Source organism: Selenomonas sputigena (genome assembly GCF_026015965.1).
Classification (GTDB): Bacteria; Bacillota; Negativicutes; order Selenomonadales; family Selenomonadaceae; genus Selenomonas.
Window position 1 is genome coordinate 77,578 of record NZ_CP110383.1, and the last position, 20,828, is coordinate 98,405.

Annotated in this window: 11 protein-coding genes; all 11 read left to right on the forward strand. The window is 56.9% G+C overall.

Annotated features, from left to right (window positions below; all coding sequences use genetic code 11):
- Window positions 1–43 precede the first annotated feature (43 nt).
- The 11 genes from OL236_RS00435 to aepX all read left to right on the forward strand — a co-directional run bounded on the left by OL236_RS00435 (window position 44) and on the right by aepX (window position 20,769).
- Window positions 44–1,423 (forward strand): glycosyltransferase family 2 protein, encoded by a 1,380-nt coding sequence (locus OL236_RS00435; protein ID WP_265070929.1) that lies wholly within the window; start codon window positions 44–46, stop codon window positions 1,421–1,423.
- Entirely contained in the window at window positions 1,386–4,217 is a 2,832-nt protein-coding gene (locus OL236_RS00440) for a glycosyltransferase (RefSeq protein WP_265070930.1), read from the forward strand. Before OL236_RS00435 ends, OL236_RS00440 begins: the two co-directional genes overlap by 38 nt.
- Window positions 4,214–6,604 (forward strand): glycosyltransferase, encoded by a 2,391-nt coding sequence (locus OL236_RS00445; protein WP_265070931.1) that lies wholly within the window; start codon window positions 4,214–4,216, stop codon window positions 6,602–6,604. The genes OL236_RS00440 and OL236_RS00445 overlap by 4 nt, the downstream gene beginning before the upstream one ends.
- Complete coding sequence (locus OL236_RS00450) at window positions 6,573–11,630, forward strand: hypothetical protein (RefSeq protein WP_265070932.1); 5,058 nt, start codon at window positions 6,573–6,575, stop codon at window positions 11,628–11,630. The genes OL236_RS00445 and OL236_RS00450 overlap by 32 nt, the downstream gene beginning before the upstream one ends.
- On the forward strand, window positions 11,627–13,090 hold the full coding sequence (locus OL236_RS00455) for a UDP-N-acetylglucosamine-peptide N-acetylglucosaminyltransferase (protein ID WP_265070933.1): 1,464 nt from the start codon (window positions 11,627–11,629) through the stop codon (window positions 13,088–13,090). The genes OL236_RS00450 and OL236_RS00455 overlap by 4 nt, the downstream gene beginning before the upstream one ends.
- 178 nt (window positions 13,091–13,268) lie before the next feature.
- The gene (locus OL236_RS00460) at window positions 13,269–14,138 is read left to right on the forward strand and encodes a tetratricopeptide repeat protein (RefSeq protein WP_265070934.1); all 870 of its coding nucleotides are present in this window, start codon (window positions 13,269–13,271) and stop codon (window positions 14,136–14,138) included.
- 22 nt (window positions 14,139–14,160) lie between these two features.
- Window positions 14,161–15,597, forward strand: a complete 1,437-nt coding sequence (locus OL236_RS00465; RefSeq protein WP_265070935.1) for a hypothetical protein — start codon at window positions 14,161–14,163, stop codon at window positions 15,595–15,597.
- Window positions 15,598–15,627: 30 nt separating this feature from the next.
- Entirely contained in the window at window positions 15,628–17,397 is a 1,770-nt protein-coding gene (locus tag OL236_RS00470; protein ID WP_265070936.1) for a glycosyltransferase family 2 protein, read from the forward strand.
- 26 nt (window positions 17,398–17,423) lie between these two features.
- Window positions 17,424–18,161 (forward strand): phosphocholine cytidylyltransferase family protein, encoded by a 738-nt coding sequence (locus OL236_RS00475; protein WP_265070937.1) that lies wholly within the window; start codon window positions 17,424–17,426, stop codon window positions 18,159–18,161.
- Window positions 18,162–18,248: 87 nt separating this feature from the next.
- Entirely contained in the window at window positions 18,249–19,460 is a 1,212-nt protein-coding gene (locus OL236_RS00480) for a sulfatase-like hydrolase/transferase (RefSeq protein WP_265070938.1), read from the forward strand.
- Window positions 19,461–19,470: 10 nt separating this feature from the next.
- Window positions 19,471–20,769 (forward strand): phosphoenolpyruvate mutase, encoded by a 1,299-nt coding sequence (gene aepX, locus OL236_RS00485; RefSeq protein WP_265070939.1) that lies wholly within the window; start codon window positions 19,471–19,473, stop codon window positions 20,767–20,769.
- Window positions 20,770–20,828: the final 59 nt, after the last annotated feature.

Genomic DNA, 20,828 nt, shown 5'->3' on the forward strand with positions numbered 1-20,828 from the left:
TGCTTATCACGATAACAAGACATGAGCTTATCGGGAGGGCATCATGAAAATATCTGCCTGCTATATCACGAAAAATGAAGAGCGAAATATCGCCCGCTCCTTGCAGAGTCTGGCAGACGCTGTGGATGAAATCGTCGTGGTCGATACGGGATCGACGGATAAGACAAGAGAAATTGCTGAGGCGCTGGGAGCGCGCGTATTGGATTTTTCCTGGCAGGACGATTTCTCCGCTCCGAGAAATTTCGCTGTTGAAGCAGCTTCAGGGGATTGGATTGTTTTTCTTGATGCAGATGAGTGGTTTGTCGAACCGCAAGGTGTGCGCAGTACGATTGAAGCGGAGATCGGCGCCGCTCCCAATCTGGAAGCGATGATGCTTCTGCGCCTGAATCTCGACGACCAAGGCAAAGAATTTTCACGCGACAGAAGTCTGCGCATATTTCGCAATGCACCATGGCTGCGCTATCATGGAAAGATTCATGAAAATGTATACAGCAGCAAAGGCCGTCTGCGAGTTTCCTATCCCGAAGGACTCGTACTCAATCATGACGGTTATCGCGGCGGCATGATTGAGGAAAAAATCGAACGCAACCTGTCCCTGATGCTCAAGGACATTGAGAAGAATGGTCATGCGGAGCGATTTTATCCCGGACTTACGGATTGTTTCTACCACCTTCGACAATACGAACGCTGTTTGGAGATGGCATTTTCGGGGTTGGAATTCCCTACGTATCCACGAGATACCCGCAGGGGCCTTTATCATGTTGCACTGGAAGCCATGCGATCCCTTAGCCTTCCCTTGGACTTGATGTGTGATCTTATGGATTGTGCACAGGCGGAGTTTCCTCATCTTCCCGAATTCTATGCGGAAAAAGGCATTCTTCTTTCGTGTAGGGGAGAACTGGAGGAGGCAGTTTGTAATTTGGAGAAAGCAGCCGTCCTTTTTGAGGCTGCTCGGGAAGATGAGGTGTTTCCGTACTTTTATAAGGGCGGTGGGATTGCCTATGAACGTCTTGCACAGATCTATCGCGTTCTGGGGCGTTATGATTTGGCAGCCTTGAATTTTCTGAAAAGCAGCTGCTTTCATGGAGGGATGCCTCCTTCTGCAAAGGAACTATTGGAAGAAATGTGCCGCATTTGTGGGATTCAGATGAAGGAATTTGCAGGGAATGGGAGCACGATGATGCTTCCTGCCTTGCTGCAGAAGCGTTTGCTGCAGGGCAGGCGGTCGGCTTCACCTGCTATGGCACGGATGTGCCGCTGTGGTTTGCTTCTTGTGGCAGCGGCTCGTGTGCCGCGGGCAAAGGCAGAAATGCTCGCTTTTTTGCCAAAGACTTTGCAGGAAAAGTGGAACGGCTATGAGATTGTGAAGAAGAAAAAGGAGATCGATGATGCGCATATCGGCATGCTGGATTACACGAAATGAGGCGAAGAATATAAGCTCTTCCATCGCAAGTGTCGCAGCGAGTGTAGATGAGATTGTTGTCTACGATACAGGATCAGAGGATGATACGTGCCGCATCGTAGAGAAGATTCCCAAGGCAAAGCTCTTTCGAGGTTCTTGGCATGACGATTTTGCAGCAGCACGAAACGAGGCGCTTTCCCATGCGACAGGGGACTGGGTCGTCTTCCTCGATGCAGATGAGCGCTTTTCCGAAGAAACGCGGGGGAATCTGCGCGTCATCCTTGAAGAGGCAAAGGAATATGATGCGCTTGCCGTAAAGATCGTGAATCTTGATATCGACGGCGAGAAGGAGCGACGAATCGATCACACCTACGTCGTGCGTGCTTTCCGGCGTTCACCTGAGATTCGCTATGTGGGGTGTATCCACGAGCACATTGAGCGAAAGGGGGCGGAACTGCGGCTCGCATTCATCCCGGAGGCCATGTTGGTGTTGCTTCATACGGGCTATACGGAGAGCCGCTTGAAAGGAAAGGCGGAGCGCAACTTGAAACTCCTCCTGCGGGAATTGAAGCAGACGGAAAGCCCGCAGGATCTCTATCGCTATCTGGCTGAGGCGTATGAGGGGGTGGGTGATACGGAGCGCGCCCTGTACTACGCGCGGCTCGACATCGCAGACGGCCCTCGCCCCGTGCTTTTTGCGAGTCGCTGCTATCGCATGCTGCTCTACACGCTTCCTGAGGGTGAGGAGCGCACGCGTGTGCTGGAAAAGGCGCGGCGCGACTTCCCGAGCCTGCCGGAGTTCCATGCCGAATATGCTGAGCATCTCGCACGCGATTTGAGATTTTCGGAGGCTGCAGAGGTGATGCAGCAGGCCTTTCGCGCCTATGCTGAGCATGAGGAAGATGGCGAAGCCATGGAGTTTGATGATGCGATGCTCGCCGTGGCGAAGGAGCGCACAGCCCTTTGGCAGAAGATCGCGGAAAGGGAGAAGACGCTCAAAATTTCAGCCTGCACCATCGCGCGCGATGAGGCGCATGATTTGCCACACTGGCTCGAAAATACGGCGGTTTATAGCGATGAGCGCATCGTCGTTGATACGGGATCCGAAGATGATACGAAGGCACTCGCGGAGGCGGCGGGGGCGCGTGTTTACGATCATCCATGGAGCGATGATTTTGCAGCAGCAAAGAATGCGGCTCTTGCTCATACAACGGGAGAATGGGTCGCTTTTCTCGACGCCGATGAGTATTTTGTTGCACCGCAGCAGGTGCGGCCGTATCTTGCATCGCTTTCCGTCGAGCAGCCGGAGATTGAGGCAGTCATGCTGACGATCGTAAATCTCGACGAGGATGATCGACTCAGGGAGATCCAGCGTTTTCCAGCCATACGCCTCTTTCGACGCAGGAAGGATATTGTCTTTGCCGGCCGAATTCACGAAACCATTTGCAAGATGGATGGCAAACTTGAGATCAAAATGGAAAGAAGGCATCTAACCGTCCATCACCTCGGCTACTCATCGGGGCGCGTGATGAAGAAGATGGAGCGCAATTTTGCCCTGCTGCAGGACGATATCAAAGAAAACGGCGAACAGGACAGGCACTACCGTTATTTGGCAGACTGCTACATCGCTTTTGGCGATTGGAGGAAGGCGCTGTACTATGCTCTGGCGGCACTCGATTCTTCAGCGAATTCCATCGGCAGTGACAGCGATTTGTATCGAACGGCGCTGCGCGCGATGCGCGAATGCCGAATGTCGGCTCAGGATATGCTTTCCCTGGCAGAAAAAGCGGCGGAGAAATTTCCAAGTCTGCCCGATTTTCATGCGGAAAAAGGCAGGATTCTCTTTTCGTCAGGAAGACTCAGGGATGCTGCCGCTTGTCTTGAACAGGCACTCGATATTTTTACACATGAAGATGGCGCAGGACAGGCCACGCGCTTTGCTGCGGAGGCTCCCGTCGCCTGGCGCGAGCTGGCAGAGATTCGCCTCGCTCTCGGCGAGAAGGAAAAGGCGAGGGAGGCGATCGCTTCCTCTCTGCACCTCAACCCATTCAGTGAGGAAGCGCTCGGACTCTGGCGGAGAATCTGGGGTGTTCCTTGCGGTGAGGAACTGTATAAGTTCTTCCCGCATACGCCTGAAGCGCTGCGCTTTCTGGCACGTTGGGCGATTTCTGCGGGAGAGGCGCAGCTCGCTGCTGATGCTGCTGCAGAGTTTACGGACCTTTCGGGTGAATATTTGCCCGAGGCGGCATGCCTCGCCGCTTGGCAGGTGCAAGATTGGGAAAAAATGGCGGATGTGGCGATGAAGAACGTTGCCGCTGTGATGCAAGAACTCTTCCTCGTGCTGCTGCTGGCGCTGGCCAAAGGGGATTCCGTGCGTGTACATGCATCGGAGATGCAGCCGCTTCTGCCCGAGCTGCAGGAGATCCTGCGCAGCTTTGCTAAGAAGCAGCCGATCAGCGCAGAGCTTTGGGAAGAGTGCCGAGCGTTCCTTCCCGTGCTCGCACAAAGACTGCCGAACGAAGTCCTGTTGCAATACGTCAGTATCCTTTCTGCACTGACGCCGGAAAAGAAGTGCGAGGCGGCGACGCTCCTTTTGGCAGCGGAAAAGTGGCAAGCCGCTATGGCTCTTTTGGCGGAGATTCCTGCAGATTCTCCAGCAGCAGATGATACCTTTTGGCATGACACAGGCGTCGCTTTTTATCAATTGGGAGATTTTCCTGCAGCGCGCGAGTGTTTTTCGCGTGCGCGGGCTTTGGGTTCAGCGGCGAAAGATATCGCCGCCTATGAAGCATGGATGAAGGGAGTCGGAGCATGAAGCTTTCCGCCTGCGTGATCGTGAAGAATGAAGAAGAGAATATCGGCACGTGGCTCTCTTCAATGAAGAAGATTGCTGACGAGATGATTGTCGTCGATACTGGCTCGACCGACCGTACGGTCGAGATGGCGAAGGCGGCGGGCGCACGCGTCTTTCATCATGCGTGGCAGAACGATTTTGCCGCCGCGAAGAACTGTGCGCTGGAAAAGGCGAAGGGCGACTGGATCCTCTTCCTTGACGCTGACGAATATTTCAGTCCACAGACAATTGCCAAGGTGCGCCCGCTCCTCATGGAGGTGGAGAAGAGCACGAAGCCCATCGTCGGCGTAATCTGCCGGCTCGTCAACATTGACAAGGATCAGGGAAACCGCTTTACGGGAGCGATCTTCCAACTGCGCATTTTCCGCAATAGCCCCGACCTTCGCTACGAGGGCAAGATTCATGAGCATGTTGTAGATGCTCATAGGGCGGAGCATGAGATGTTCGCGACACCGGAACTTGTGATTTTCCATACGGGCTATTCACAGCATCTCGTACAAAAAAAGCTTGAGCGCAACCTCGAATTCCTTCGACAAAAGGAAGAAACGGAAGGCGAGTCGACGGATGACGCTCTGCATTATATGGATTGCTACTATGGCTTGGGCGATTTTGCCAAGGCGGAAGAATATGCACGCAGAGCGATTGAAAGCAAGATCATCTATCTGGGGCGTGAAGGTGCTGAGTACTGGGGATTGACGCGCGCTTTACTTGCCCAGAAACGGCCGAAGGAAGAGATCGTAGCCGTCCTGGAAAAGGCGATGGAGAAGTACCCTGATCTCGCAGAGTTTCCCATGGAGTATGGACTCCTGGCGTGGGAGGAGCACGACTATCTGCTTGCAGAAAAGATGTTCCGCCTTGGCATGAAGCTCAAGGAGAAGGCGCCTGCGTCGCTTCGATCGGACAACTCGCTGCAGATGTTTCCCTTTGTCTGTGCATCTCTTGGAAAGATAGCGGCAATGCAGGGAAGAGCGGACGAGGCATTCGATCTTTTCCTGCGCGGTCTCCGGGAATATCCGTATGACGAGGGGCTTTTCCTCGCCCTTTACGATGCTCTCGCAGGCCAGGAAGCGGCGGACGTCATCGCACTCCTCGATACGCTCTACGACAAGGAGCACGATGCGCTGTTTCTTACGAAGGCTTTACGCGCACGGGAGGCGACGCCGATCGTGCTTTACTATGCGCGATTTTTGCCGCAGGATCAGAAGGATGAAGCATATCTCTACATGGCGGCGAATCGCATGGATGCCGCAGCGGTGGAATTTTCTGCACGGCTCAAGAGCTTTTCTTCTGTGCTCGCCGAGGCGAAGGGCGAGATGCACATCTTGCCCGAGATGGATGGCGCCTCGCTCCTGCTTGCCGATGCTTACCGAAAGCAGTGGCGCAGGAAGGCGCTGCCTCTCGTCAGCATCATGATCCCGACGTACAACCGCCCGAAGTTCTTTGAGCTTGCGCTCCAAAGCGCCCTGCGGCAGACGTATGAGAATCTTGAGATTATCGTTTGCGACAACAGCGCGGACGATGAGACGGAAGCTCTTGTCGAAAAGTATCTGAACGATTCAAGGCTGCAATATCATAGAAACAAGGCGGCAAAGACGAAAGAGGAGAACTTCGTGCCGTTTGAGCAGCTTGCCAATGGTGAGTACCTGCAGTGGCTGATGGACGACGACATCCTGCTCGACGGCAAGGTCGAGAAGATGATGCAGGCGTTTCGCGAGAATCCTGCGGCGAGACTAGTGACTTCGAGGCGCGCTCAGATTGATGGGGAGGGCAGGGTGCAACCGAATCCTTGTACGGAGGGAGTGCCCGAAAGTGAAGCGGATTATTCCGTATTCGAGGGCGAGGCCGTCGGCAAGGAGACGCTGCTCGGCTGCAGAAACTTCCTTGGTGAGCCATCGGCTGTCCTCTTCCGGCGAGCTGATCTCAAGCACCACTATTGGCACGCCGAGAGCCGCGGCTACAAGACAATTTCTGACGTGGCGATGTGGCTGGAACTTTTGGAAGGAGGGGACTGCGTTTTCTTCCAGAAGCCCCTGAGCTGCTATCGGCGTCATGCGGCGCAGGAGGGGCAGCAGGAAGCCGTCATCCTCTTGAGCCGCTTGGAGTGGCTGCGACTCATCAAGGAGTATTTTGAGCGCCGCATATACATCACGACGGAAGAAGAGTATATACAGCCATTGGAGCTTCTTTACGGCGAGTATCTGACGGAGCGCGATCGTTTTGACCGTGCGGCGGCAGGCGATTATTGGCGTAAGTATGAAGATGCGATGCGCGGCGTGCGGCGCATCTTGGCGAAGCTGAAGGAAAAGGGGCGTGCGCATGGCAGGCAAAGAGGAAAAGGAAAAAAATAGGCTGCGCGAAAGAATCGGCGACTGCCTTGCCGTACGCGACTTCGATGGTGCGATGGACGCTGTGCGTGAACTGGCGGAGGATAAGTCGGCAGAGGCAGAAGCGCTCGGTGCCGCCGCGAGCATCCATATCGAGGCGGGCGACTTTGCGGGGGCAGCTCCTCTCGTTGCGGCGCTTCTGCAGAAGGAGCCGCAGTCCGTCTACGGCGCGTTCCTCCATGCGCGAATCCTCTTCGCTGAGGGGAAACTGATCTCGGCATATGACGCGCTGACGTCGCTCCTGAAGCGCGAGGAAGGACTCGCACCGGTATATGTCGAGAAGGTCTGCAACCTTCTAGGGCAGACGGCGCGTATCATGGGATTGGCAGAAGAGGCTGCTGCCGCTTACAAAAAGGCGGCGGCTGCGGCAGAGACTTCCGAGCTTCGCAGGATGGAGTGGAGCAATGTTCTCTTCGCGCTGCATTTTTTGCGCGTGCCGCAGCAAGAAGTGTATCGTGCACATTGCGCCTACGCGGAGTTTTTCCGCGATGTGACGCCGTTCCTCCACCGCCTTCGACAGAAGCGGCGCAAGATTCGCATCGGCTATATCTCGCCCGACTTGCGCCGTCATGTCGTGCTGCGCTTCGCCGAGGCGCTTTTCACGCATTACGATGCCGAGCGCTTCGAGGTCTACTGCTACCAGAACGGTCCTGAGGACGAGGAGAGCCGCCGCCTCATGCATCTCGTCGACAAATGGCACAACATCTCGCCGCTCTCGCCACAGGAGGCGGCGCGGCGCATCTACGAGGACGGCATCGACGTCCTCGTAGATCTCGCTGGTCATACGCGCGGCACGGCGCTTCCTGTGCTCGCTCATCGCCCTGCGCCCGTGCAGATGTCAGGCATCGGCTACTTCGCGACGACGGGGCTTCCCACGGTCGACTATATGATCGGCGATGTATGGCTCGACGGCGCACCGGCGGGTATCAAGGAAGCGCCGTTTTTTACGGAGAAACTGCTCGTGCTCGAGCATACACATCTCTGCTATACACCTGCAGCGGATGCGCCGCCTGCGGGTACTGCGCCGTGCATGGAGAAGGGATTCGTGACCTTCGGCAGTTTCAATGCTTTCGCCAAGGCTTCAGACGAAGTGCTCGCGGTGTGGGTGCAGATCCTTGCAGCCGTTCCGAGCTCGCGCCTGCTCTTGAAATCTGCCGCCTTTTCGAGTGAGGAGGGACGCACTGCCGCGCTCGAACGCTTGCGGACGGCTGGCTTCGATCTCGAGCACGTCGAGCTTCGCCCCGATACCCATGAATACCTGCATGAGTATCATGATGTCGACATCGCTCTCGATCCGTTCCCCTATCCCGGCGGCGGCACGACGTTCGACGCGCTCTACATGGGTGTTCCCGTCGTCACGCTCAAGGGAGATTCGCACGGCGCGCGCTTCGGCTTCAGCATCCTCGCCAATCTCGGGTTGGAGGATCTGGCGGCAGCGGATGCGGCAAGCTATGTAGAGAAAGCTGTGGCGCTGGCGAAGGAGGCGGAGCTTCTTGCCGCCCTGCACGGGAATCTGCGTTCCATGATGGAAAATTCGCCTCTGATGGACGGCGCTTCTTACGTTGCCGCTCTCGAAGCCGGCTATGAAACGGCACTTGCCGCGCACGATGCGACTGAGGCGCGGCCTTCGCCCGAAGGAGCGGCGAGGCTCGCCATTGCGCTCAAACGCTTTTTCGCGGCGGGGGACTTGCGTCAGGCGCTTGCCGCTGCCGACGCGCTCCTTGCTGCAGGCAGGGCATCGCGCGATGTATGGCGGCTTCTGGCAGGGCTTTACGTCGATGCCGAAGAGGGGGAGAATGCCGCGCGTGCGGCTGGACTGTACCTTGCAGACAAGGCGGATGGCTTTGGATTTCTCTTGCGTGCGCGCGCCGTATTTCTGCTCGGCCGTTGGCGTGATGCGCTCGAAGATGCACGCCGCGCACTCGCCCTCGGCACACTCTCACGGGGGGAGCAGGTGCTCGCGCACAACCTCGTCGCGCGCATCTGCCGCAGTATGGGTGAGATTGAAGAAGCTCTGTGCGCGGAGAAAGCGGCGTTTGATGTCGCCGATACGCTCGAAGACAGGGCGGCATCATGGAGCAACTACCTCTTCGCCCTGCACTATGTCGAGCGCGAGCCGCGCTTCCTGCTCGATGCGGCACGCCGCTACGGGGAGCTTTTCAAAGATGCGCCGCGATGGAAGGGAACGCCGAAGCGGCGCGAGAAGATTCGCGTCGGCTACATTTCGCCCGACTTCACGTTCCATATCGTCGCACTCTTCAGCTTCGCCTTTTTCACGCACTTCGACAAAGTCCGCTTCGAGGTTTTTGGCTACTCGCTTGCAGGTGAGAATGCGATGGCAGAGGAGCTTTCTTCTCATGCGTCGGCTTGGCGCTATGTGGGCGCCGAGACTCCCGCAAAGATTGCGGAGAGGATTCGCGCCGATGAGATCGACATCCTCTTTGACCTCGCGGGGCACAGCGCAAACAATGCGCTTCCCGTGCTCGCGCTGCGTCCTGCACCCGTGCAGATCTCGGGTATTGGCTACTTCGATACGACTGGGCTTTCCGCTGTTGACTACTTCCTGACGGACGTGCATACTGATCCCGTTGGGGAAAACGACGCCTGTTTTACAGAGAAGCTTCTGCGCTTGCCCGAGAGCCACCTTTGCTACCGTGCGAGCCGCGCGGGGAAAGATTCACGGATTGCGCCGCTGCCTGCGCGGGAGAAGGGCTATATTACGTTCGGCTGCTTCAACAACTTCGCGAAGGTCACAGACCGGGTGCTGCATCTTTGGGCGAAGATTCTCCGCACCGTGCCGCGCTCGCGTCTCTTTCTCAAGACGGCAGCGTTCGATGCGGCGGACGGCAGGCAGGAGGCGCTCCGCCGCATCGAGGCGGCGGGCATCGACCTCGCACGCATCAAGATGGAAGGCCATACGGCAGAGTACCTCGCGGCATACGTCGAGGTCGATATCGCGCTCGATACATTTCCATACCCGGGCGGTGGTACGACGTGCGACGCACTCTACATGGGCGTGCCCGTTGTCACGCGGACGGGCGTGCGCCATGGCGCACGCTTCGGCGTGAGCATTTTGGCAAATCTTGGCCTTGTCGACGCCTGCTGTGCGCATACGGCGGACGAATATGTGGAGAAAGCATGTGCGCTTGCCGCTGATGTACAGGCGCTCGCTGACCTGCGGCGTACCTTGCGCATGCGCATGGAGGCGTCTCCCCTCATGGACGCCGCGCGCTACATGCTCCATCTCGAAGCGGCGTATGAAAAGATCTGGGCGCATCGGCTTGGAGAAGATGAGGGAGAGGTACGCAAGGCGCTTGTGCTCAAGATGGAAAAAGAGACGGATGCGGCCTTCAACGCACGCGATTGGCGGCGTTTTCTCCCTGTCGCCGCACGTCTTATGGCTCTCCATGCTGCCTCGGGGCGGCTCTTGATGAGCATGGGCTTTGCCGCCCTGCAGCTGCAGCAAGTGGCACGGGCACGCCTTTATCTTGAAATGGCGCTTGAGAAGACGCAGGAGGAAGAGCCGGAAATCCTGCAGCTTCTCGCCGAAGCGCAGAAGCTGTCGGGCGATCATAAGGCGGCGCTCGCGAGTTTGAAAGAGGCGGCTGCGCTGACGGAAAAGACGCACGAGACGCGCCCCTTCCGCTATCGTCTTGCGCTTGCACATGGTCATGCCGCATACATGCTCGGCCATGCCGACGAGGCTGCTGCAGCCTATCGTGAGGCTGCCGACTTAACAGAGGATCTTCGCGCACGCACGGCAGCCTACAGCTCGCATCTGCTTGCTTTGCACAATACAGCGATTGGGCGGGAGGCGCTTTTTGCTGCGCATCGGGATTATGAGAGGATTCTCGAAGGGATCGAGCCGCTTGCCGCGCGTATTTTACAGACACGCAGCAAAATTCGCATCGGGTATGTGTCGCCCGATTTTCGCCGACACGTCATGTTCTCCTTCATCTACGGCCTTTTCGTACGCTATGACAGCACGCATTTTGAGGTCTATGCGTATTCGCTCGCAGAGGAGGAGGACGGCTTCACCGCTGCCCTAAAGGAGCACGCGACGGCATGGCGCGACGTCGCGGGACTTTCCTATGCGGAGATCGCCGAAAGGATTCGTGCCGATGAGATCGATGTCCTCGTCGATCTTGCAGGGCACAGCGCGGGCGGCGCACTCCCCATATTCTGCTATCGTCCCGCTCCTGTGCAGGTTTCGGGTCTTGGCTATGTCAATACGACGGGGCTTTCCTCGGTCGATTACTTCCTCACGGACGATATCGTTGACCCGCCGGAAAGACACGACGCGTTCTTCACGGAAGAGCCTGTATGCCTGACGAGCCAGTTCCTCTACACGGCGAAGAGTGATGTGCCGAATCCTTCGAGTGCACCATGCAGGGTGAAGGGATATATCGTTTTCGGTGTTTTCAACCACTGGTACAAGGTCACGGAAGAAATGCTCTTTTGCTGGCGCGAGATCTTGGAGCGCGTGCCGAAGAGTCGTCTGCTCATCAAGTGCCAGGAGTTTTTTGCGCCAGAGATGCGAGAAGAGGTGCTGCGCCGCATGGCAAAGGTGAAGATCGACATTGAGCGTGTCGACCTGGAGCCTGCGACGAGCGACTACATGGAGCGATACAGGACGGTCGACATCGCGCTCGACACCTACCCATACCCGGGCGGCGGCACGACGTGTGACGCGCTCTACATGGGGGTGCCCGTCGTCACGCGCTATGGCAGGCGGCGCGGCTCGCGCTTCGGACTGTCACTGCTGAAGAACGTGGGCGTTTCGGAGCTTGCTGCTGCTGACGCGAGGTCATACATTGAGAAAGCCGCGGCGCTCGCTCATGATGCAGATCTTCTCGATCAGCTGCACCGGACGCTTCGGGCGCGTCTTGCTGCTTCGCCCGTCATGCAGGCTGCGAACTATATGGAGGAGTTGGAACGTTTCTATTGCACGGCAGTCGAACGAAAGAAGGAGGAGTCGGACGAAGGATGAAAGATTTTTCAAAAATCGCTGGAGAGCTTGCTGTTTTGCAGGACAAGGGGAGATGGGAGGCGGGAATCGAGCGCGTAGAATACCTGCTTAGAAGGCGTGCGTCAGAGCTTGAACGCGGCGAGAAGAGTTTCCTCTGCGGCAGGCTCGGCTACTTCCTGCATTTCGTTGGCCGCATTGAGAAGGCGGCTGCTGCTTATCAAGAGGCGGTCGCCCTTGCGCCGTACCTTGCACAGCAGAGAAAGCTCTACAGTGACTACCTCATGATTTGTCACTATCTGCCGCAGATCGGTGACGAGGAGCTTGCCATACGCCATTTCACCTATAATCAGTTTTTCCGTTCGGAGGAGGAACTGCATCACGAGCGAGAGATTCACCGCCGCCACGAGAAGATCCGTGTAGGCTACCTCTCGTCGAACTTCAAGACGCACATCATGAGCTGCTTCATGATGCAGCTGCTCGCCATCGCTGACCGCAGTCGTTTCGAGGTCTATTGCTACGACTTTGGCAACGATTCCGATGCGGCGGCCGAGCAGATGAGATCCTTCGGTAACATTTGGCGCAGCATCGCCCTGCCTGAGGCGAAGGATCGCGCGCGGGCGATTGCTGCAGATGAGATCGACATTCTCTTCGATCTCAGTGGTCATACGGACGGCGGACATGGTTTGGCGACGCTTGGCTACAAGGCGGCGCCCGTGCAGCTCACGGGAATCGGCTACATGAGCACGTCGGGGCTCAAGGCGGTCGACTACTGCCTGTCGGATATTTTTCTAGATCCAGAGGGCAAGGGCGATGCGTATTTCTCCGAAAAACTTCTGCGCCTTCCACATTCACACTTCTGCTATACGCCGTTCGAAGCCGTGTTCAAAAGTACTATTGACTGGCAGCCGCATGAACGACTGGTGTTCGGCTGCTTCAATAACTCCGCAAAAGTTTCCGACGATATGCTGCGCCTCTGGCACACGCTCCTTATGCGTGTGCCGGACTCCAAGCTCGTGCTGAAGGCGTGGAAGCCTAAGAACCTGCGCAAAAGGGCACTTTCTCTCGGCTATCGTCCCGATCAGATCGAGGTGCGCCCCATGACGCTTGACTATATCCACGAGTATATGGACATGGATATAGCACTCGATACCTTTCCCTATACGGGCGGCGGCACGACGTGCGAGGCACTCTACATGGGAACGCCCGTCATCACGCTCGCGGGCACGCGCCATGGCACACGCTTCGGATTGTCGCTTCTGGAAAATGTCGGCCTTGGCGAACTGGCGGCACAGACTCCGACAGAATATATCGAAAAAGCTGCGGCGCTCGCTTCGGACAGAGAATTGCTGACAGCGCTGCACCGAAACTTGCGTCCCATGATGCAGCGATCCCCCGTGATGGACGGCAGAGGCTATGTGCGTGAGGTCGAGGCGATGTATGAGAAGATTTGGAAGGAATGGCTCGATGGGGAGAATCGTTGAGGAAAATATTGGAGTTACTATGAAAGTCCAAGAAGTAAAGCCCGAAGGGCGCAGGCTGATTGGCTCTTTCATGTATGGCCTGAAAGTTTATTTGTACTTCCTTAAGCCTATATCGAGCTTTTTCGATATAGAGACATATGATATAATAGACGTAAAGGAAATCTAGGAGGAATATATCTTGTCAAATTGGAATACGAGAAATTCGCAGGGAACGGTGATCTCGGCAGATGAGATGAAGCGCAAGCTTGCTGCGCAGATGGCAGATGAAGAGTATGCAGAGGCGCTTGGCACGGTTGCGGCGATGATTGAAAAGGGGATCAAGGATGCCGACGCCTTTTATGATGCAGCGTACAGCTACTTCATGAGCGGTGACTATGAACGCGCAACACAGTGGGTAGACAACACGCTGAGCCTTATGCCGCAGCACGTCAGGGCGCGCATCCTGCTCGCTCGCATCTGCCTCTTGGAAGAGCGCACGTCGGATGGCCTTGCCATTTTCGAATTCGTGCTGAAGAATTATGCGGCATCCCTTTCGACAGAAGATAAGGAAGACCTTTCCGAGGTGCTCGATTACTATGCTGCGACGAAGAAAGATGAGATCCGTGCAGGTTATCCCGCCATCGCGCATTTCCTGCAGCTCGATCATGCGGCATCGGAGAAGCAGACGGAGGCATTTCAGCCGTTGGCACAGCAGGTGCAGCGCATCGAAATGCCGTTGGCGCAGCAGAAGCAGTCTGTGCAGCAAAGTGCGGGGGATGATGAGAATGAGGCTATGCGCTTGACGCAGGAAATTCTTGGGAAGGATGTCGCGCTTTCGGAGAAGGTGCGTCTTTTGAATTCGTTCGCAGGGGGGTTCTTCCTCGCAGGTTCTTTCACTGCAGCGAAGCATCTCTTGAAGCAGGCGCTTGGTCTCGATGCGCACGATGAGATGACGCTCAAAAACATGGGATATACACTCGCTGCCCTTGGAGAGCGCGATGCAGCGCTGGAACTTGCCGCTAAGATGAAAGTGCCCGACTTTGGCCTTCTGGTCGCTGTCCGTGGCTGAGGCGCACTCTTTTGCGGAGGCGATGATAAGCGTTCGTGCCCTCCTTGCTGAAGGCAGGGGAGGAGCCGCGCTTGAGGCGCTGCGCCGCTTGGCGCGAGCGCCTCTTTCGCCGCGTGCCGCCTTCGAACTGGCGGCGGCGCAGGCATCTGCCTACACAGCCTTGGGCGATGCGCACGGAGTCGTCGAGGCGTACCGTGCAGCATGCTCGTCGGGCGGTGCTCTGCCGGAAGAACATCGCATGGCGTACAGCAACTATCTCTTTGCGCTTCACTACTTGCCGGGCGTGGAAGATGCCCGGCTTTTTCGTGAACACTGCGGCTTTGCGGCGCTTTTTGAGGGCGTGAGGCAATATGCGCACGATGCGCTGCTTCACCGCCATGAGAGATTGCGCATCGGATATATTTCGCCGGATTTCGCCATGCAGATCAATGCTTTCTTCATCATGCCGCTTCTTGTTCATCGGACGAAGGAGCGCTTTGAGGTCTACTGCTATGACACGCGCGGCGCAGGCGACAGCGTGACGGAGCAGATGCGCTCTCTCGCGGATGTCTGGCGAGATGTGTCGTCTTTGCCTGCAGCGGAGCAGGCGGCATGCATCCACGCGGACGAGATCGACATCCTCGTCGATCTTTCCGGTCATGCAGCGGGCGGAGAAACTCTCGTCGCTCTCGCCCATCGCCCCGCTCCCGTGCAGGTGACGGCGATCGGCTGGTTCGATACGACGGGGCTGCCTGCGATCGACCATGTGCTTGCTGACCGCCTTTCGGCTACGGCAGACAACGAAGAGCTTTTCCTCGAAAAACCGCTGCGTCTGCACGATCACTCCCTGCTCTGTTACATGCCGCCGTCCTCGGTGCAGTATGTGACGAAGCAGCGCGAGCGACACGCGGCGCCGGTGTTCGGCAGCTTCAATAATTTTTACAAGATTACGCACGAGCAGCTTCTTCTTTGGCGTGAGATTGTAGAGCGTGTGCCGGGCGCACGCCTCGTGCTCAAGAATACGGCAGACAGCGAGGTGCAGGAGCACCGCATGCGCCGCATGGCGAAGCGTGCGGGCTTCGCCGAGGGAGTGGTCGAATTTCGGCGTGCGTCGAGCGATTACCTCGCGCAGTATCTCGACATCGATATCGCACTCGATACTTACCCTTATCCGGGCGGCGGCACGACATGCGACGCGCTCTACATGGGCGTGCCTGTCGTCACGCGCTATGGCAGGCGCTTTGGCTCGCGCTTTGGCCTGAGTCTTTTGTCGGCTGCAGGGTTTTCGGAGCTTGCGGCAGCGACGCCTGAGGAGTATGCGGCGAAGGCCGTGTCGCTCGCTCGTGATACGGAACTTCTGACTGCGCTGCACGAGACTTTGCGTGTGCGTATGGAAGAGTCGCCTTTGATGGATGGCGCTGGCTATGCGCGCGAGGTTGAGGCGCTCTATGAAGAAGCGTGGCGGGCATGGCTGCAATAGGGAAAGCACCGTAGGAGGAGATGCGAGGGAATGAACAAGATTATCGCTATATCCCTAGTCGCGGACTGTGCTGACATCATCGAAAGCTTCGTGCGTCACACGCTGACGTACGCGGATGAGATGCTCGTGGTCGACCATGCGGCGGCGGACGGCACGGGAGATGTCCTGCACGCACTTCAAGAGGAAGGACTGCCCCTTTGCATTGAGCGCTACGAGGCGGCGGAGCTTCGCCATGACGAGATTATGACGGCTGTGATGCACAGGGCGTTTGACGAGTATGATGCCGACATCGTTGTTCCTGTTGATGCCGATGAGTTTCTCGTAACACAGGACGCGGCGAAACCTTGCCGTGCTGTCCTTTCGCATTTGCGCACCGATGTGACATTCTGCGCATGGCATTGGATGTATGAATTGGAGAAGCCGGAAGAAGATGCAGGAAAGTTTCTGCTCTCGCGTCCGCTGCGACGAAAGAAGCGGCATGAGCCGGTACAGAAGGCGATCATTGGGCGCGAGGCTGCATGTTCGTATCCGTTGTTGGCGCAGGGCACGCACTATCTCTACCGCATGGAAGGAGAGGAGCGCGTGCCGGCGCCTGCGCTCCCCATCAGCTTCCTGCACTTCGCGCATTTTCAATGGCGCGGCACTCTGCATACGGCGGTCAAGGTCCTGAACGGTTGGATTGGCAATGCGGCGAAGTATTCCGTGCACACGGCGCGCTGCTATTATTGGAAGGAGCACTTCGACACGGTATTCGAGGGCAGAGTGCCGCCCGTCGCGCTTTCGCCGGAGGAAAGCGAGGCAGTGCAGGGATTGGTCTTGCCGCAGGGACAGATTGAACTGCACTATACAAAAGGTGCGGCATTCTCTCCGCTGCAGAGTCTGATGCGTCTATCTGAGCAGCTCGCGCAGGATTTTGCCGAGGAGCGTGTGCTTGCGCGCCGGAGGCTCGTGAGCATTGTCGTGCCGTATCTTGGAGACTTTTCCTTATGGCAGCGTTCTTTGGAAAGCGCTGCAGCACAGACGTATCCGCATATTGAAGTCGTTGCGCTTGATTTCGTGGGCGATGAAGCGCGCCTGCAGGAATCTCTGGAGGCCTTGGGAGCGCCGCATGGAATTGTTCCCGCCGTCTCTTCGGGATGGGGCGCACGGCTTTCCGGCACAGTGCGCGGAGCATACGTTCAATGGATCGTACCCGGCGACCGGCTTCTTGCCGAGAAGGTCGTGCGGATGGTGACGACTTTGGAACTTGACGATGAACTTGATTTCGTGATTGCCGATCCAGAAGAAGCGGCGAATGCGGAGAATGATGCGTTGGAGAGCTTCGCCTTTCGCATGAGGCAGTCGCACTGCATCGTCGCCTCTGGCGCATGGCATCGCAGTTTCGTACTCTCGGAAGGGCGTTCGCCCGCAGGAGGGCTGTCGGGTGCACTGCTGCGCCGCAGCGTGCTGGACGAGTGCGCGTGGTTGGAACCGGCGTTCTTCCAGGGGCGCTTTTTCCCTCTGGCAGCGTTTGTCCTGCTCTTCCAAACGCGGGCGGATTTCCGTGCCGGCGTCTTCGAGATTCCTCTGCTCGCCCGCGGAATGCAGGATGCAGGCGAGATTTTATGGCATCCGGCGGAATGGGCGGCATTGCTCCTTTCGTGCGACGGCGAGGTTGACATGACGGCACGAAAGAGAGCTAGGGAGGCTCTGGCGCAGCAAGCGTATGACATCTTTGCGCGCGAAGCTCTTTGCAGCAGAGCGGATTTTGCGTGTGCGCGCCGCGTGTTTGAGGAACTTTTTGCGTCTCTTCCCGAATGAGGCGCTGTTCCCGAAGGCAAAGGAGGATGACTGAGATTATGCAAAAAGCGCCGTACATCGCTGAGCGCGCCATTGTCCTTGCGGCGGGGCGCGGCGAGAGGATGCGTCCCTTGACCGATGAGACGCCGAAGCCCTTGGTGCGCGTCGGCGAGCGCCGCATCATCGACACTCTGCTCTCGGCGCTTGTGGCGGCGGATTACCCTGAGATCTGTGTTGTGCGCGGCTACTTGAGCGAGAAGTTTGAGGCTCTCAAGGAGGAGTACCCGATGATCCGCTTCATCGATAACCCGCACTGGCATGAGGCGAACAACATCGCATCGTTGCTCGCCGTGGGAGAGCTTGTCGAGAATGCGATGATCGTCGAGGGAGATCTCTTTCTGCAAAATCCCGCGCTCCTTTGCCGTGAGCAGACAGGGACGAACTATCTGGCGATTCCTGTCGAAGAGACGGATGACTGGTGCTTCTTCCCCGATGAGGAGGGCGTCATCCGCCGCATGGCGGTTGGCGGTAAGGAGTGCTGGAAGATGGTCGGCATATCCTATTGGACGCCGAAGGATGGCAGGAAACTCTCCGAGTCTTTGCAAAGGCTCTATGAGACGCCTGGCGGGTCTGAACGCTATTGGGACGAGGCGGCTCTTTCGGCCGACATCGAGGATTTCTGCGTCCGTGTGCGTGCCTGCAGCGAGAAGGATGTGCAGGAAATCGATACGGTTGAGGAGTTGGAAACGTTGAGGCGGAAGTACGGGGAAATGGAGGAGAAGTGATGGCTACGCGCGCATTTCCGCCGGGAAACGCAAGGGGAGCGGAAGTTTTTCAGGTTCTGCTGCAGAAGAGTCGCGACGGTATGTACGATGAGACCTTTTTTGCTCTTGTTGAGCAGTATCGTCAAATGTATCCGTTATCTCAAAAGGGAAGGCTACAGGGCAGTGCCCAATCTCATGCGATTTTTCTCCTCGGGAATCATATTCGACAATCACTATGCTGCTGCAGAATATACATACCCGTCGTTGGCTGGAATGGAAACAGGACTTTACATGCATCGCCTGCAGGTGTTTGATAACTGTTTCGGCGGGGAGATCGATGGTGGGATCAAGACGCTTTCGGAAGGCGCGGCGGAGCTCGGGTACTACTGCGTCAACGTCATGGGAGCCTCGGAGGGCGTTTACAACGGTGTCACGCGCGGCTTCCATCGGCTCATCGTCAACCTGAATCACCTGTCGTCTGCCGAGGCTGTGGAAAGGACGATCCGCCAGATCGAGGCATTTGATGAATACGATCAGTATGTATTCCTGCATTTTTCCGATACGCATACGCGCTCCATATTGATGGATGCACTGCCTCTTGCGACGCAGACGCATCTGCCGTTGGAAGAGCGTTTACTGGGGGCGGAAGACGAAAAAACAAGCGTATTTCTCTCGGAACGCGCCATTTATTCCCATGCCAATCGAGAGGGGATACGTCGGGTGGATCGGATCCTAGGGGACTTTTTTTCGCATCTGGAGAGCCGCTTTGCGCCGGAGGAGTATGTGGTTCATCTCTATTCCGACCACGGGGTTCCCGTTTACGAGAAGGAGCCTTATCCGACGAGCGAAAACCAGGCCTGCGCCGCATTGATGCTACGCGGCGCGGGAATTCCAAAGATTGGGCGTTGTGCGGAACTCGTGAGCGGACTCGATTTTTATCCGATTGCGGCGCACAGCCTGGGATTCTTGCCCAGCGCGTCCATTGACGGCAATCTGCCGAAAGTCTTGGGCGGTAAGGAGCGTGAATATGTGGTTTCCAGCACGCAGTTTCCCGGGCAGCCGTATCGCGTAAGCATACGCACCCAATTGCATGAATGCCGCATGGAAAGTGTTTTTCCCGTGACGCAGGAAGGCACCGTCAATCTTGCGGGAGCATCTATCGAGATTTATACGCGCGAAGGCCATGAGCAGGTGGAAGATGAGGCGCTTTACCGTTATTTTATTTCTCTGCTCGATGACCATACGCGCTCATTTAATACAGAGGGGCATGAATGGCTAGAGCACTTCATGGAAAAGGTGAAGGAATCATGGCACGCATGAGGAGGAATCTATGGGAAATATTGCTTACGCCTGCTTCTGCACCGATGTGATTCACGAAGGGCATCGAAACATTCTGCGCGAAGCCAAGAAGCACGGTACGGTCGTTGCCGGTGTCCTTTCTGACCGCGAGATGGTGCGTTACAATCGCTTTCCCTCCATATCGCTTGAAGAGCGCATCGCGCTTTTGGAGGCCGAGTCAGAGGTCGAACGCGTCATCGTGCAGGACGCCATCATGTACGATGCGGTCATTGCATCTCTGAGACCTGATTTCGTCGTGCACGGAGACAACTGGCGCGGCGGTCCGATGTCTGCAATTCGCGAGAACGTGCTGGCCAATCTCAAGAAGACGGGCGGTACACTCATCGAGGTGCCATACACATGGAATCCGGATGTCAAGAAGATTGACGAGCGCGTGAAAGAGCGGCTCGTTATGCCAGAGTTTCGGCGGCGGCGTCTGCGCCGTCTCTTGGAGATCGTACCGATTGTCAAGACGATCGAGGTGCACGACGGGCTTACGGGACTTCTCGCAGAAAAGACCGTCGTCGAGCATGAGGGCGGTCTCGATCAGTTCGATGCGCTTTGGATTTCGAGCCTCTGCGACTCGACGGCGAAGGGCAAGCCCGACATCGAGCTTGTCGATATGTCGTCGCGTATCCGCACGATCGATGATGTCATGGACGTCACGACGAAGCCCATCATCCTCGATGCCGATACGGGCGGTCTTATCGAGCATTTCGTCTACCATGTGCACACGTTGGAGCGCATGGGCGTTTCCGCTGTCATACTGGAAGATAAGATCGGTCTCAAGAAGAACTCGCTCTTCGGCACGGAGGTCGAGCAGCAGCAGGATACGATCGAGCACTTCGCGGCGAAGATTCGGGCAGGCAAGGAGGCGCAGCGAACGGATGATTTCATGATCATCGCACGCATCGAGAGCCTGATTCTTGAAAAGGGACTGGCGGATGCCTTGGAACGCGCTTCTGCCTATGTGGCAGCGGGTGCGGACGGCATCATGATCCACTCGCGCAAGAAGGAGCCGGACGAGGTATTCGCCTTTGCCGACGTTTTCCGCAAGACGCATCCGGCTGTGCCGCTCGTCGCTGTTCCGACATCCTACAGCGCGGTGACAGAGGCGGAGCTTGCCGCGCATGGCGTGAATATCGTCATCTATGCGAACCAACTGACGCGCAGCGCCTTTCCCGCGATGGAGCACACGGCAATGTCCATCTTGAAGCACCATCGTGCTCTTGAGGCGGATGCGGATCTTATGCCTTTCAAGGACATCATCCGCTTGATCGATGATGTCTAGTTGTTTTGAATAGACGAAGACGCAGGCCCTAACGTACGAAAACAGACTGTGGGCGATGA